Raw genomic sequence first — 15,772 nt, 5'->3', positions numbered from 1 at the left:
GTTCCCTAAAGGCGGATATATTCCCATTGAGGTAAACCGATACCATATACTCGAAAATGTTGTCCACTTCGTAGTATCTGCATTGCTGTGCGATTGTCCTGCTTCTTCTTTTCATATATCTGTCTGTTTAAGAAATGAGTACCCAAAGTATTGCCCCGATGATGAGAGCATAAGCCAAGATGTACACTGCGATTGCCAAAGCGATGGTAAGGAGTAGCCGAATGAGGAACTTCCCTGCACATATCCCTGCCAGCCAAAGCCAGGCACTTCCGCCCCAAAGGAGAGAGCCTGCGAGTGCAAGAGCCAGCCAAATTGATATTTTGTATCTCAGTTTCATCTTGTCTGATTTTTTTTTTTTTATGCGGATTCCAGAGGTGAGGGAGTTGAGTTTCCATTTTTCATTTTCTCTGTCCTCGTGTTTCCGACATTTTTGTTATGCGTTTTTCCGTCGGGTCGGTCGTTTTCGTTTCAGGGGCTTAAAAAGGTAGGGCTTAGGACAAACAAGGTTTTACGGCGAGAATACTACCTGCANGTTTTCGTTTCAGGGGCTTAAAAAGGTAGGGCTTAGGACAAACAAGGTTTTACGGCGAGAATACTACCTGCAATGAAATGGAAGTGTGGAGATTGTCGTCTAAACGGCTTGCCACTTGACCTTTTTGGCCGTCAGACGCCGAAGCTACCTTTGCCGAAGAGAACGAAGACCGATCCCGAAGCGAATACATAAAGTAGAAAGTGGAGTGGAACAACGCATAGGACAGAGTGAAAAAAATGAAAGGCAGTCTTCACAAGTAAGACTGCCACAACAATCAGCAATAAGACGAAAAAATAGAATCAGCTGACTGGATAGAGAGCCGTCAGAAAAGAAAAACAGAGAAAGTTTCGTCTTTCTCCGTAGATAGTATTACCTTTGAAGTAGGTTATTCAAGGTACACAAAGCATTGTATATTATTGCAGAAGATAGGTCGCTAAATCATTACCTACTGCATTTCATGACTCATTCGACTGTTGATAGCCAATTACTTATANATTATTGCAGAAGATAGGTCGCTAAATCATTACCTACTGCATTTCATGACTCATTCGACTGTTGATAGCCAATTACTTATACCTAAATGATAGATTTTTTGGGAAACCTTTAGTGCTTTTCCCCGAAACCTTTAGTGCTTTTCCTCAAAACCTTTAGTGCTTCTTCCCGAAACCTTTAGTGCTTTTCCTCAAAACCTTTAGTGCTTTTCCTCAAAACCTTTAGTGCTTTCGGGAAGAAAAACAAATCATTTTTTCTTGGATCGACACTTTTAATTTTGTATTCTTGTGGAGATTATACTCTTCAAGAAGAACATATCACCTTGAATGCCAATGAAAATATTCGACATATTTAGTAGGACCACTAAAAGAGAATTCCTTCCAATTGCCTTTTATTCAGAATATAAGATAATGGGAAAATCGGCTAACCCTAAAGATTTCCCAAAAGAGTTTTTCGATAACATTATCTTAATGACCAAGCGTCTTCATAAAATGGGCATATATACGGAAGAAGAAATAGTCTGTTTTTCTATTCCCAAGATGCTTGAGATGTTAGAACTAAAAGGAATACTTTCCGGAGTTTCACTATCTACGCTAGACACAGCACAGGTTACCTTTGGAGAAAACTATGTAGGATGGCGGTATAAAAATGAAGAAGAGAGCCCCTCTTCCCTTTATCTTACGCCGCTGCAGTTAGCTTTTTATCACAGTAAGAAGCCTGACAATTATTTTCTTTCTTTGACGAAAGAAGGGCTTGACTTAAGACAGAATAAAGTTTCCGTCACCAACAGACATGACGTAGCCAATAACCTCCGTAAGACCAAAGGTATAAAGCTGGGAATAAAAGGTATGGCGGAGCTGAGAGCAGCATATCATCTTTTATTCACTCATCTTAAATATCAGATGCTTCTGAAGATGAATAAGCTCGGTTACCTGTCATTTATGGAGAATATCACGGCTCATTTTTGTCCGACAGAAGATCAAGAGGGGTTCATATCCTATGCGAAGCAATATTTTGCTTTGAACACAGAAAAAAGAGAAGAATATCCTTTGGCGCATGATGCACTCTCTTTTCAAGATTTTTTCTACACGCTTTTGGTGAGACAATCTCTCGGAATAACACTAAGAAAGCATTCGTTTGCCGGTATTATCGAATGGTTGGAGAAAAGAACAAATATGGTTTTTAACACTCAAAAAGTGTGCTCAGACCATTTTGACTTGCTAAACCATGCTTCAGACATTCTTAAGCAGAAAGGGTATTACCTGTGGCTCCTGATCAAAGATAACCTTTTGGAAGAAACCATGATTTTACTTACCCAAGAAAAACATCTCTCCAAAATTGAGACGAGCTTAGGTTTTGAATTAGTGCCGTTTAGTGCGGATTTGATAGGTCGTTATGAAGAAGATATTCGTCATGAAAGGAAGGTTCGAGAAGTTGCAAAAGAGTTTTACAATGCTATCGGCGTCTACGATATTGACAATATGATGATGAACATCATAGGAACAAAAGTCTTAGATTGGCAGCTCTTCAAGAACGATCATTTGATGTTTTTCGACAATGATAATGATATTGGTATCGAATATCTGTTAGATGCACTGCTGTCAAAACACGGATTATCCTATATAGTAGAAGAAAAATCCAATGATGGGTTTACTTTGGATGAAATATTCTTCCAGGATCATGAAGATGTCAATCCGTACGACAGGGTTATTCTCTATGCCGGTCCTATCAGAAAAAAGGGCTACTTGCTGTTTTCTTTAGAGACCGGCTGTGATATGTATCATTTTGGCATCATTGAAAATACACCGGAAGCAAAAAGAAGGCTTATCAACTCCCTGAACAAAGTTATGGGATGTGATGAGTTTGAAAACTATGTCATATTCGATACAGAAGAGAAAAGGCTGTTCATCAATCTTCTTAACGACATAAAGTGGACATTGGGCGACAAAAATCTATTCACGGAGAGAGAGGTAAGAGAGACGTTTTACAAAGAAAATTCCGACGTCATGACTCCCCAACAGGCGGATCAGTATCTATCAAGGATTTCATTAGTAAAACCTGAAATAGCTATATGTGTCGAAGATCCGGACGGTAAAGAAGTTGACATTATAATAAAAGCAGAGAATGGAGTCCATTTTACAAACTCAAACCTGCTGTTACAACTACACCAAAAGATCTTCAACAACAAAGATTTTAGAGACCTTTTCATGGAGAGCAAAACGGTTACTTTTGGGCTAAGGTTAAGTATAAATAGAGAAAAATATTATTTGTATTACGACTGCTCTATATAGTTCATAATGCCGTAAAGGGGAAACAGATAAGAGGCTTTAAGACCTTAATGTACTCACAACACATAAAGAGCCGGCAAGATACTTGAGAGCAAAAACAGATACTTCACCAACTTCCGCTATCTCGATAAGATGCTATACATAAAACCATGGCGATAAGAGAAAAACTGAACATCGTTTTCAAACCCTTCTTAACAACCCTCTTCGGGCTGATGATCGGCTACTCACTCATACATTGGGTACTGTTTATCAGGCTCGGAGTCTTTCAGCTGAATGAGAATATTACAGAAACACTTCTGCCTATTATACTTGCAGGGATAGCAACAAGACTCTTCATCCATAACAAAGTCAAAGCATTGCGCTTACGAGTGCCTTTCATCTATTCTCTCATTGCATGGATCAGTCTGACAATTCCTACCATAATCGCACAGAAATATATGGTTACAGCTACCGGTAAGCTGACCACACTACCCTCCGTCGAAGAAATTCATGCGCATGAATCTACCAAATACTACAACATCGACTCATATCATATCAATACAAAAGCCAAATACTATCACGCCACCTATGACATAAGCGGGAGAAACTCGGAACATTTCAATATGTATCTGTATGTTCTCATGCCCATATACAAAACCTCGACAGATATTTCTTCTCATACTCCTTCCGCATGGCTGGGTATCTCTTATAGAGATCGTGTTTCCAACAGAATGAGCCATGAAAGAAAGGAAGAGGCATTCAATCAATTCATCAGACAGAACCGGATTGAAGTAGAACAAAAGGATTTTTTCTCATTCCCCTGCTTTGAACGAATTGGTAAAACATCCGAAGATTTCAAGAACTTCCAAAGTCTTCTCAACCGGAATGGTCTTGGCATATCTGACGCTGTGATATTAGTGGGCATGAGTGAACCATACGAACATAGAAACGGGGATAACCTGAAACGTCTGCTGACGGCTGTTCTCATCGTAACGCTGTTATGGCTCCTGATGTCCATCATACCCAAAGTAAATGACAAGGAGTTAAAGAGAATCAAAGCCGGGAAACCGGATAAGATGGAACAGATAATATGGAAAGAAAACCTCCTCTCCGCAATACCTCACAAAGGCTTCTTTATTACGCCTATTCTTATCTACATCAACATTGCGGTATTCCTGTTGATGATGTTTTTCGGAGCAGGATTTTTCTCCTTTCAGGCAGATGATCTGATAAATTGGGGTGCTTGCTATGGTCCTATGGTGCGTGATGGACAGTGGTGGCGACTGCTTACAAGCATTTTCCTGCACAGTGGTATAACACACCTGATAGCCAATACAGTCTGTCTTGCCATCATTGGTATAGACATTGAAAATAGAATAACGCGTTCTCAATATCTGTTTATCTATCTGCTTTCGGGGCTTATTGGGAGCATAACAAGTGTACTGTGGCACACTCCTCCGGTCGTGGGTATTGGAGCCTCCGGTGCCATATTCGGTCTGTACGGAGCTTTTATCACCCTAATACTGACCAAAACTTTTTCATCGACTTCCGCAAAATCTCTGTTGATAGAATCGGCAATCTTCGTTGGTGCAAACCTGTTGGTAGGAATGACTCCCGGTATAGATAATGCAGCGCATATAGGAGGACTATTGAGTGGAGTGGTACTGAGTCTTGTTTTATCACCATTCATTAAAAACCGGAAACAAGGCAGAAAACTTGATCTATAAACTTTTTAGAACAATGTTTCGGGAGAAGAAAAGTCGATTTAAGGTATTGAGAAAAAAGATTTAACATGATCAAAAAACGAGGCAACCATGATAAAAAATTAAAAGCAGGCTTGAAATCTTAAGAACCAAGCCTTGATGACAAAAAAACAAGGCTTGATTGATACCAATCAAGCCTTGTTTCCTAATATATTTCGGCGTTATGCCAACTTATTAACATGTTAGAAAGAACTTCTAAAGCTATTGAGGAGTATTTCTTATCATGTATCTTTCAGCTTCTCTTCTCAATCTCTTTAGCCGATGAGTATGCTTACGCTCCTGCGTAAATAAGATAGAGCGTATAAGCCACATATATAAGGAACAGGACTGCTCCTTGCCAACGCTTGATCTCTCCCGGAAACAAGAACTTCGCAAAAATCCAGACAGCTGCCATAGAAAGGATTTGCATCCAAACATCTATGTTGGTGAAAGATAACCCCGACATCGGTTTGATAACAGCCGAAGTACCTAAAACGATAAAGATGTTAAAGATATTGCTTCCAACCACATTCCCTACCGCAATCTCAGGTTTACCTTTCATTGAAGCTACAATAGAAGTAGCCAATTCGGGCAAGGATGTTCCGGCTGCAACCAAAGTAAGTCCGATGACTGCTTCACTCACACCCAAGCTCTTGGCTATGAATGTAGAAGCCTCTACAAACAAATGCCCACCATATATCAGAGCAGCCAGTCCTCCTACGATATATACTATACTTTTCCAAATAGGCATGATTGCAATAGACTCCGCAGAGGGGATATCTTCTTTTATTCCTTCTTTCAGCTTGCTCTTTCTGTACTGCTGGGAGAGCCATACAGTATATATAACAAACGCCAAACCCATGATAAGCAGCAACAACCCTTCTATTCGAGTAACATCCTCGACAGCACCGGGAGCCCAAGGTGCCCAAACTATTAAGGCTAACAACACAGCAGCAAAGAGAGCAAAAGGCATCTCCTTATTACGTGTTGTCTTACCAATAGCTACGGGAGTAATAATAGCTGTTAGCCCCAGTATAACCAGAATATTGAAGATATTACTTCCCATTACATTTCCAAGAGCAATATCGTTACTTCCTTTCAGAGCAGAGATAATACTTACACTCAGCTCCGGAGCCGATGTACCGAATGCAACAACGGTAAGCCCTATCACCAGATCGGAGATATTAAACCGTTTAGAAACAGCAGAAGCCCCTTCTGTGAGCCCATTTGCCCCGACAACTACGAGAACAATTCCGGCTATCAATAAAAGTATTTGCAGTATCATTAATCTATCTCACCTATTTATTGTAGAAGACTCTTACGATTGTGGCAAAAAGAATTTCCTCCTCTATAACGCTGTTCGAGTACATCTTGGAGCTTTTCGCGTAAAGGCTCTAAATCTATATACTCCAACACATCTGCCATAAAGGCTATGGTCAAAAGCATCTTTGCCTCCCAATAAGGGATACCACGCTGACGCATGTAGAAAACAGCACCATCGTCTATCTGTCCGACAGTCATACCATGAGAACACTTAACATCATCCGCATAGATCTCTAACTGTGGTTTGGAGTACATGGTGGCTTTACCTGAAAGATTCAATCCCCTATTGTTTTGGTAAGCTTGCGTTTTTTGTGCATCCTTTGCCACGTAAATTCTTCCCGTAAAACTACCTACGGCGGTATCATCCATAGTGTACTTGAACAGCTGATCACTATGGCAGTGAGGGACTGAGTGATTGACCCAAACATAGTTGTCCGCTCTCTTGCTGCCATCCAATACGACAAGACCTGCAGCGGTAAAGCTGGAGTGTTCTCCCTCTATGTAACCATAGATATTATTACGTGTCTTGCCATTGGTTAATGTCAAAGGACAAACCTTTGCCGTGGCATTTGCAGCAAGATGGTAGTGCGCATTGGATATACGAATATGATCCTCATGTGTCTCCTCCATATCGTATAGAGTGAAAGAGGCAGAGTTTCCAACATAAACCTCCAACAAGGTATTATTGACAGAAGAAGAGTCCGCAACGGAATGATCACAAATAAGAAGAGAGGCTTTTGCTTTATCTTCTACGATCACCAACACTCTGGAAGAAATCAGTGCATTTTTATATCCACCGCTAAGCATGATAAGCTGAATGGTCTGCTCCAGCTCTACATTCTTAGGAATGTGAACAACAAATACGTCTTTTGCAAACAGAGTATTAAGAGCTGCCAATGTATTGCGCTCCATATCCGCTATCTTTCCGTAGTATTTCTGCAATATATCCGGATGTTTCTCAGCAAATTCGACTATGCTTCCTATAAAAACACCTTTCTTCAGGGCTTCGGTATAGCTTCCATCGGGTGTTGCTCTATCTTCTTGAGGAATGGAGTACACTTCATCATCGTGCATGTAGAAGCGTAGAGGGGCTATCTCTCCCATGCTGCAACGGCAAGAGCAGTATGGGTTTGCTTTATTTTTCAGTGTGGAAAGCTTTATGCCCCAATCTTTTTCTAAAATAGCTTGAACATCGAATCTTTTGTAGTCTTCACTCAAACTCTTGGGGAGACCATACTGTTCGAGAATATTCAATGCCTCTTCTCTCCTCAAATTCATCACTCCCGGAGAGTTGGAGTTGCATAAATCCTTATATTTCCGATAGAAGTCTATGTATTGCGCGACATATCTATCTTCCATCGGAGTAGTTGTATTACTGATTCTTGTCATGGTATCTTGCATAAATTAAACTGGGACAGTATCATTCGGTCTCTTCACCGGTTCTTAGCCAATCGTAACCCTGCTCCTCCAATTTGAGAGCAAGCTCCGGGCCACCGGACATTACAATACGTCCTTTCAATAATACATGCACAAAATCAGGTTTGATATAATCCAAAAGTCTCTGATAGTGGGTTATCACAAGTGTGGCATTCTCTTTTGTCTTTAGAGCATTCACACCATTTGAAACAATCCGAAGAGCATCAATATCCAATCCGGAGTCTGTTTCGTCCAAGATAGCCAGCTTCGGTTCTAACATTGCCATCTGAAAGATCTCGTTGCGCTTCTTTTCTCCTCCGGAGAAACCTACGTTTACAGGACGATTGGCAAGATTGGAATCCAACTCTACCAATGCTCTCTTTTCTCTCATTAACTTGAGAAATTCTGTCGCCGACAGGGGTTGTTTTTTCTGACTTTTACGAAGTTCATTGAGAGATGCCCTCATAAAATTAACCATGCTCACACCGGGAATTTCTACCGGATACTGGAAACTCAAAAATATTCCCAAATGAGCGCGTTCTTCCGGCTCTAACTCCAATAAGTTTTGTCCTTCAAAGAAAACTTCCCCTTCGGTAACTTCAAAAAGAGGATTCCCTACAAGGACTGAAGAGAGAGTACTTTTTCCGGATCCATTAGGTCCCATTATTGCATGGACTTCTCCGGGATTTATGTTTAGGTTAATACCTTTGAGTATATGTTTTCCCTCCACTGAGGCATGAAGATTTCTAATACTTAACATTGTTTTTGATGTATATTTTGATTGTATATATTACAGAAATAATTGTTATGATACCGATAGCATCATCCGACAGAACCTTCCAAAGAGATGGACAACAGCTTTTGAGCTTCAACAGCAAACTCCATCGGTAGTTTGTTCATCACCTCCTTGGCATAGCCATTAACGATCAAAGCTACAGCCTCTTCAGTGTTGATCCCTCTTTGATTGCAGTAGAAAATCTGATCTTCACTAATCTTAGAGGTAGTTGCTTCATGCTCTATGATGGCTGTATCACTCTGAATATCTGCGTATGGATACGTATGAGCGCCACATTTATCACCAAGCAGCAAACTGTCGCATTGGGAATAATTTCTTGAGTTATCCGCATCCGGAGCCACTTTTACAAGTCCTCTGTAACTGTTTTGGCTATATCCGGCAGAAATTCCTTTGGAAACAATACGGCTTTTGGTATTCTTGCCCAAGTGAATCATTTTAGTTCCGGTATCTGCCATCTGGTAATTATTGGTAACCGCAACAGAGTAAAACTCTCCCACAGATTCGTCTCCTTTAAGGATACAGCTTGGGTACTTCCATGTTATAGCAGAGCCGGTCTCGACCTGTGTCCATGAAATTTTGGATCTGAACCCTCTGCAAATTCCTCTTTTCGTTACAAAGTTGTATATTCCACCTTTTCCGTTTTTATCTCCCGGATACCAGTTTTGAACAGTAGAGTATTTAACCTCTGCTCTATCTTCGGCTATGATTTCTACAATTGCGGCATGAAGCTGGTTGGTATCTCTTATAGGAGCTGTACATCCCTCCAAATAAGAGACATAAGAGTCTTCATCCGCAACGATAAGTGTTCTTTCAAACTGTCCTGTATTGACAGAATTTATACGGAAATAAGTACTTAGCTCCATCGGACATCTGACTCCTTTCGGGATATAAACAAATGAGCCATCACTGAAAACAGCGGAGTTAAGAGCCGCAAAGAAGTTATCTCTAAATCCTACAACCTTGCCCATATATTTTTTTACAAGATCCGGATACTCCTGAACAGCTTCTGAAAACGAGCAGAATATAATCCCTTTCTCCGCCAAAGTCTCCTTAAAGGTGGTTTTTACGGAAACGCTATCCATAACGGCGTCTACTGCCATTCCTGTAAGAGCTTCTCTTTCATGCAATGGAATACCTAACTTATCGAAAGCTTCCACTAATTCCGGTAAAATTTCACCATCTTCCGTAAGGTTAGGATTCTTTGTCTTAGGTGCTGCGTAATAAATAATATCTTGGTAGTCTATCGTTGGAACATTCAAATGAGCCCATGTAGGCATCTCCATCTTCGTCCATGCCTCGTAGGCTTTTAGGCGATATTCGAGTAACCAATCCGGTTCGTTCTTTTTCTTTGATATCAGACGGATAATATCCTCATTGAGTCCTTTAGGAATAGTCTCTGTCTCTATATCTGTAACAAAACCATACTTATATTCCGAAGAGGTTACATCGGAAATAATTTTATCTGAGTCTTGTATTTCTTCCATGAAGTCTAAAAGTGTAATAAAGTTTTTGGTGTTTTTATTTATGGTATGTGTTGATGATGTTATGAGGTAAGTCTAAAGACTGAAAACTCACGTATAACATCGTATAATAATGTCTCTTGTTCGGGATTATATAGATCGGGGAAACCGAATTTTGACCTCCCCATTTCATACAATCCAATAAGAAATGAGAGTATCAAACCTGTAGCGACAATAGAAAACAGGCCACCCAAGAATTTGTTTATAAATCCCAGAGGAGTTGAGTTTACGGTAGAAGTTAAAATCTTACTAAGCATTGAGAAAAGAAACAGAACAATAGAAGATGTTACTATCCAAGCAACAATCCACATAGCTATAAAAGCTCCTCCCTCCGGCTTTATAGGAATAAAGTTTATCAATACCGGTGCTAAACTTATACCTAAAATCATAGCAGCCAATAACCCTAAAACTGAGAAAGCTTGCAGGATGAAACCATCCCGCAAGCCTTTTATAAAAGCAATAATTAGAATTATTAGTAAAGCTATGTCTATACCTTGCATATCCACAAAGCGCTATACTTAATCTTGTTCAAGGAGAGCTATTAGAGTTTTTTCTTTACCTCTACAACCTCATAGGCTTCTATGATATCGCCTACAAGAAGATCATTATAGCCTTCAAGATTCAGACCGCATTCATATCCATATCCGACCTCTTTCACATCATCCTTAAATCTCTTAAGAGATGCAAGCTCTCCGGAATATAGTACGATTCCATCTCGTATCAGACGCACCTTATTATGTCTGTTTATCTTACCATCCTTGACTATACAGCCTGCAATAGTACCCACCTTGCTTATGCGGAATGTTTCTCTTACTTCCAAATTGGCTGTTACATTCTCTTCGTATTCAGGTTCAAGCATACCCTCCATAGCGGCTTTCACGTCATCCAGTGCATTATAGATAACGGAGTAGGTACGTATCTCAACTCCCTCACTTTCCGCTAAGCGTTTGGCTGAAGCCGAAGGACGCACTTGGAAACCAATGATAAGACCTTCCGAAGTTGCGGCTAACATCACATCAGAATCCGAAATTTGTCCGACAGCCTTATGGATTACTCTGATGCGGATGGTATCCGTAGAAAGCTTTTCAATAGATCCGGAAAGAGCCTCAACAGAACCGTCAACATCTCCCTTAACAATAACGTTAAGCTCTTGAACGTTTCCTTCTTTGATTCTTGTTCCCAAATCTTGCAGAGTCGGAACTTTATGCATTCTTTCTCTCTGTTCTCTCTGAAGCTGCGTACGTTTAGCCGCAATCTCTCGTGCCTCATGCTCCGATGGCATAACATTTAGAGCGTCTCCCGCCTGAGCAGCTCCATTAAGTCCTAAAACTTTTACAGGAGTAGAAGGACCTACGTTATCGACATTTTGTCCACGTTCATTGAACAAAGCTTTTACCCTACCGTAGTGCATACCGGAAAGGATATAGTCTCCCACTCTCAAAGTTCCCTCTTGCACAAGAACCTTTGTAGTATAACCGCGACCATGTTCCAATGTAGATTCGATAACAGAGCCGGCAGCTCTCTTGTTCGGATTTGCCTTGAGATCTAAAAGTTCTGCCTCCAAAAGGACTTTTTCCAGGAGTTCATCTATCCCGATATTTCCTTTCGCCGAAATATTTTGAGATTGATACTTTCCTCCCCAATCCTCTACAAGGTAGTTTAGATTTGCAAGTTCTTCTTTTATTTTATCCGGATTTGCAGAAGGCTTATCTATTTTATTTATTGCAAAAATAATAGGAACACCTGCCATGGACGCGTGATTTATAGCTTCTATAGTCTGAGGCATGACACCATCATCGGCAGCAACCACAATTATCACAATATCCGTAACCTTGGCTCCCCGTGCACGCATTGCAGTAAAAGCCTCATGTCCCGGAGTATCTAAGAAGGTAATTCTTCTTCCATCGCTTAGCTTTACACTGTATGCACCTACGTGCTGAGTGATACCACCGGCTTCTCCGGCTATAACGTTAGTCTTCCTGATATTATCGAGCAAGGATGTTTTACCATGATCCACGTGCCCCATAACGGTTACAATAGGAGCTCTCGGAACCAAGTCCTCTTCTCTCTCCTCTTCATCCGAGGAGATAGCATCTATTACCTCTGCTTCGACATACTCCGGAGTATATCCATACTCTTCGAGCACGAGGTCTATTGTTTCTTTCTCTAATCGTTGATTGATGGAAACAATAATTCCGATATTAAAGCAGAGCATGATAATCTCATTCACCGGAACCTCTATCATCGAAGAAAGATCGTTGGGAGTAACATACTCCGTCAAGCGTAAGACTTTGCTTTCTGCATTTTCTCTTTCCATCTCATCCGCTTCACGGCGATGAGCTTCTCTTTTATCTTTTCTATACTTAGCAGCAGTAGCACCTTTTCTTTTCTGATTCTGCATTTGTTGCAGCGTCTCTTTGATCTGCTTTTGTATCTCTTCTTGAGAAACTTCAGCCTTAGCTACTACGGCTGCACGCTTAGCCTTCCGGCCAAGTTTACCATTATTATTGGAAGATGATTGGTCTGGTCGTCCTTTCTGACTTTGACTACCATTATTGGCAGAAGCATTCTTCTTCTGATTGCCCTTTGTTTCTTTAGACTGATTCTCAGGAGAAGTTATATCCACCTTCTGTTTACCGATTCTTTTACGTTTTTTCTTCTCAACATTGGTATCGGCTTCCCCACCATCCTTACCTTTTTTCTTTTTTTTCTGTCCGGCACTTGAGTATCCTTCTATTGTAGAAAGGTCTATCTTTCCTAAGATCTTCACTCCCGGCATTTGAGACTCCGTAGTGGAAGAGACAGATGTCTCCTCTTTCTTTTCTGTACTTACAGCCGATGAAGACGTTGGTGCCACCTCTTGGTTAGGCTTTTCTTTCTTCTCGACAGAAGGTTTTTCAGAGACCTCTTTCTTATTTGGGGTATCCACCGGTCTTTTCTCTTCCACCTTTTGCGGCTTTTCAGAAACTACCTTCTTATCTTCTGTCTTCTTCTCCGGAGCTGTCTTCTCAGGCAACGGATTCTCCTTAATCGTAACCGGCGTAGCCTGTACTTCCTGTTTTTTCTCTACCACGGGGGCTTGCTCTTCCTTATTCTTTTGGGGTTCAACCTTATCCACAACAAGTTTGCTTTCCGCTTCCTTTTGTGAACTTCCTTTTGAAGGATGTCCGTCAGACAAGTCTATCGAACCCTTAGAAACAATCTTAGGTTTAAGATCTTCCGGGACAGAAGCCTTTATTACCTCCTCTTTCTTTGGCAAAGACTCCTTAGAAGCGACAGTTTCGTGCTCCTTCTTCTCTTCTGCAGAAGTAGTTGCGCCTTCACTTCTATTTGATTTTGGGGATGTATACTTTCTTATCAGATCGTCTTTTTCTTCTTGTGAAAGAGATTTTCCCAGCTCTTTTACACAAGCCACCCCGTCTTCCGGAGAGACACGTGTATTGGGACCGAAATCTTCCACAACACCTTTCTTTTGCAGGAATTCAACTACCGTGTTAACTCCGACCTTTATGTCTCGACTAATATTTATAATCTTTATACTTGGCATATCTCTGATACTCTCTTTTATTTCATTAAATACATCCCCATCTTATCCTTACAGATGCTTTACAGGAAAGAAATCCAAAACATCTTGTGAGCTAAATAAGCTTACAGGTCTTTACTCTCATCAGAAGTTTGGACCTCGGCTTCGCGCTTATCTTCTTCTGTTGATGGCTGTACCGTATCTTGCTCAAATTCCGATCGAAGCACTTCCAACACGAAGTCTATTGTATCTTCCTCAAGATCTGTTACACGGATAAGCTCTTCCCTGCTCTTGTTAAGGACAGACTTTGCAGTATCGCATCCGACACTTTTAAGAAGATCTATCACCCATGGTTCTATTTCGTCATCAAACTCTTCAAGGTAAATATCTTCTTCATCAATGCTGTCGGCATCATCCCTGAAGATATCTATTTCGTGTCCTAAAAGTTGAGAAGCAAGCTTTATGTTTGCTCCACCTCTACCTATCGCCAAAGAGATTTGATCTTGCTTCAAATAAACCTCTATATGACCATTCTCCTCATTGACATGATAGGAAGCTATCTTTGCCGGACTCAAAGCACGTTGTATGAACAATCCAAGGTTGGAAGTATATTGTATCACGTCTATACTTTCATTCTGAAGCTCTCTCACAATACCATGAATACGGCTTCCTTTGACACCAACGCAAGCACCCACGGGGTCTATTCTGTCATCAAAAGACTCCACGGCGATCTTCGCTCTCTCTCCCGGTATTCTGGCTACACGACGAATAGTGATAAGCTCATCGGCGATTTCAGGCACTTCCAGTTCAAAAAGGGCTTTTAGGAAATCGTTGGATGTTCTGGAAAGTATAATCTTGGGGTTATTATTGTTGTTTTCAACCCTCTCTATAATAGCTCTTACACTATCTCCCTTTTTGATACGATCTCTGGGGATAAGGTATTGTTTGGGAAGAATAAGTTCGTTGCCATCGTAGTCCAACAGCAGCACCTCTTTCTTCCACACTTGATACACCTCAGCAGTGATGATCTGACCTACTCTCTTGATATAATCTCCATAGAGAGCATCTTTCTGAAGCTCTAATATCTTCGAAGTTAATGTCTGGCGAAGATTCAATATGGCACGGCGTCCAAAGTCTTCAAAGTAAACCTGATCTGTAAGCTCTTCGCCCAACTCTGTATCCGGATCCAGCTCCAACGCTTCGGATAATTCTACTTGGGTCATGGCATTGGTAGCTTGGCCGTCTTCGACAACCTCCCTGTTTCTCCAAATTTCCAAGTCTCCCTTCTCCGGGTTGATAATAACGTCAAAGTTACTATCAGAGCCAAACATCTTAGCTATAACGTTACGAAACGACTCTTCCAAAACCTTCACCAAGGTTTCACGGTCGATATTTTTCAGACTCTTAAACTCCGAGAAAGAGTCTATCATGCTCATCGTCTCTTTTTTCTTAGCCATACTTCTTGCCTGCTATTGTGTGTATACGTTTTTTATTTCTCTTCTTGTTACTTGAACGGAACAATATATTTCGTCCATTTTATCTCATCGAGAGAGAACTTCATCTCCTCTTTATAAGCTTTCTTTCGCTTGTCTCCCTCCTTTTTCAGCATCTCTGTTACCTCTACCGTAACGGTCTGTCCGTCAAAAGAGACAAGAGTACCCTTTTTCTTCTGTCCGTTCTTCAACAACACTTCCACCGTCTCTCCGAAAAACTTACGGTACTGCAATGGATGACGAAGCGGGTCTGTAAGCACCGGAGAACCCACTTCGAGCTCGAAGTCTTCCACTTCACGATCCAGCCCTTTCTCTACGTACTTGCTTAGTGCAACGCATTCATCTATGGAGACACCATCCATGTGGTCAAATTCTATGGAGATTGCATTACCGGGATGAACAGACACCTCCACAAGGAAGTACTCTTTCCCGCTCTCCTCTATAAAGCGTTCTGCCAGTGCGACAACGTCTTGCTTATCTATCATGTTTCAGCATTACATTTAGATCAGAGCTATTTTCTCCGAAATATTATTTTCAACAAAAACGAAGGAGAAGGCATACGCCCCCTCCTTCCATTCCGCTTGCAAATATAAGCATAATTATCCATATTATCGGCTTATACTTATAATAAATATTCAAAAAGCGAATATAAATTCTCTCTGAACCTG

General features: G+C 40.9%; 11 protein-coding genes. 2 read left to right on the top strand and 9 right to left on the bottom strand.

The window, feature by feature from the left end; translation table 11 throughout:
• Positions 1 to 127: 127 nt before the first annotated feature.
• Entirely contained in the window at positions 128 to 337 is a 210-nt protein-coding gene (locus JT26_RS03910) for a hypothetical protein (RefSeq protein ID WP_036846278.1), read from the bottom strand.
• Positions 338 to 1,434: 1,097 nt separating this feature from the next.
• Here JT26_RS03910 and JT26_RS03905 point away from each other — a divergent pair.
• On the top strand, positions 1,435 to 3,315 hold the full coding sequence (locus JT26_RS03905; protein ID WP_152566979.1) for a hypothetical protein: 1,881 nt from the start codon (positions 1,435 to 1,437) through the stop codon (positions 3,313 to 3,315).
• A gap of 146 nt (positions 3,316 to 3,461) precedes the next feature.
• Entirely contained in the window at positions 3,462 to 5,018 is a 1,557-nt protein-coding gene (locus JT26_RS03900; RefSeq protein ID WP_036846257.1) for a rhomboid family intramembrane serine protease, read from the top strand.
• Positions 5,019 to 5,325: 307 nt separating this feature from the next.
• Here the strand turns inward: JT26_RS03900 and JT26_RS03895 are convergent, their stop codons facing one another.
• The 8 genes from JT26_RS03895 to rimP all read right to left on the bottom strand — a co-directional run bounded on the left by JT26_RS03895 (position 5,326) and on the right by rimP (position 15,589).
• The gene (locus JT26_RS03895) at positions 5,326 to 6,312 is read right to left on the bottom strand and encodes a calcium/sodium antiporter (RefSeq protein WP_036846511.1); all 987 of its coding nucleotides are present in this window, start codon (positions 6,310 to 6,312) and stop codon (positions 5,326 to 5,328) included.
• A gap of 23 nt (positions 6,313 to 6,335) precedes the next feature.
• Positions 6,336 to 7,745: a Fe-S cluster assembly protein SufD gene (sufD, locus tag JT26_RS03890; protein ID WP_160217630.1), complete on the bottom strand. Its 1,410-nt coding sequence runs from the start codon at positions 7,743 to 7,745 to the stop codon at positions 6,336 to 6,338.
• 31 nt (positions 7,746 to 7,776) lie between these two features.
• Complete coding sequence (gene sufC / locus JT26_RS03885; protein WP_036788947.1) at positions 7,777 to 8,532, bottom strand: Fe-S cluster assembly ATPase SufC; 756 nt, start codon at positions 8,530 to 8,532, stop codon at positions 7,777 to 7,779.
• A 62-nt stretch (positions 8,533 to 8,594) separates the two neighbouring features.
• Entirely contained in the window at positions 8,595 to 10,052 is a 1,458-nt protein-coding gene (gene sufB / locus JT26_RS03880) for a Fe-S cluster assembly protein SufB (protein ID WP_036788945.1), read from the bottom strand.
• Positions 10,053 to 10,111: 59 nt separating this feature from the next.
• Positions 10,112 to 10,588, bottom strand: coding sequence for a CvpA family protein (locus JT26_RS03875; protein WP_036846253.1), 477 nt, complete (start codon positions 10,586 to 10,588; stop codon positions 10,112 to 10,114).
• Positions 10,589 to 10,629: 41 nt separating this feature from the next.
• The gene (infB, locus tag JT26_RS03870) at positions 10,630 to 13,635 is read right to left on the bottom strand and encodes a translation initiation factor IF-2 (protein ID WP_036846251.1); all 3,006 of its coding nucleotides are present in this window, start codon (positions 13,633 to 13,635) and stop codon (positions 10,630 to 10,632) included.
• A gap of 101 nt (positions 13,636 to 13,736) precedes the next feature.
• Positions 13,737 to 15,068, bottom strand: a complete 1,332-nt coding sequence (gene nusA / locus JT26_RS03865) for a transcription termination factor NusA (RefSeq protein ID WP_036846248.1) — start codon at positions 15,066 to 15,068, stop codon at positions 13,737 to 13,739.
• A 47-nt stretch (positions 15,069 to 15,115) separates the two neighbouring features.
• Positions 15,116 to 15,589 carry a ribosome assembly cofactor RimP gene (gene rimP / locus JT26_RS03860; protein WP_036788937.1) on the bottom strand — a complete coding sequence of 158 codons (474 nt, stop codon included), beginning with the start codon at positions 15,587 to 15,589 and terminating at the stop codon, positions 15,116 to 15,118.
• Between the last annotated feature and the right edge of the window lie 183 nt (positions 15,590 to 15,772).

Origin of the sequence: Porphyromonas sp. COT-108 OH1349 (assembly GCF_000768755.1) — a bacterium.
Taxonomy (GTDB): domain Bacteria; phylum Bacteroidota; class Bacteroidia; order Bacteroidales; family Porphyromonadaceae; genus Porphyromonas_A; species Porphyromonas_A canoris.
Note: the sequence above shows the minus strand (reverse complement) of the source record. Positions and strands in the feature narration are given on the sequence as shown.

Coding starts and splice junctions, on each gene's coding strand:
- rimP (WP_036788937.1), bottom strand. CDS start 15,589: ATGATAGATAAGCAAGACGTTGTCGCACTGGCAGAACGCTTTATAGAG.
- sufB (WP_036788945.1), bottom strand. CDS start 10,052: ATGGAAGAAATACAAGACTCAGATAAAATTATTTCCGATGTAACCTCT.
- sufC (WP_036788947.1), bottom strand. CDS start 8,532: ATGTTAAGTATTAGAAATCTTCATGCCTCAGTGGAGGGAAAACATATA.
- JT26_RS03910 (WP_036846278.1), bottom strand. CDS start 337: ATGAAACTGAGATACAAAATATCAATTTGGCTGGCTCTTGCACTCGCA.
- nusA (WP_036846248.1), bottom strand. CDS start 15,068: ATGGCTAAGAAAAAAGAGACGATGAGCATGATAGACTCTTTCTCGGAG.
- infB (WP_036846251.1), bottom strand. CDS start 13,635: ATGCCAAGTATAAAGATTATAAATATTAGTCGAGACATAAAGGTCGGA.
- JT26_RS03900 (WP_036846257.1), top strand. CDS start 3,462: ATGGCGATAAGAGAAAAACTGAACATCGTTTTCAAACCCTTCTTAACA.
- sufD (WP_160217630.1), bottom strand. CDS start 7,745: ATGACAAGAATCAGTAATACAACTACTCCGATGGAAGATAGATATGTC.
- JT26_RS03905 (WP_152566979.1), top strand. CDS start 1,435: ATGGGAAAATCGGCTAACCCTAAAGATTTCCCAAAAGAGTTTTTCGAT.
- JT26_RS03875 (WP_036846253.1), bottom strand. CDS start 10,588: ATGCAAGGTATAGACATAGCTTTACTAATAATTCTAATTATTGCTTTT.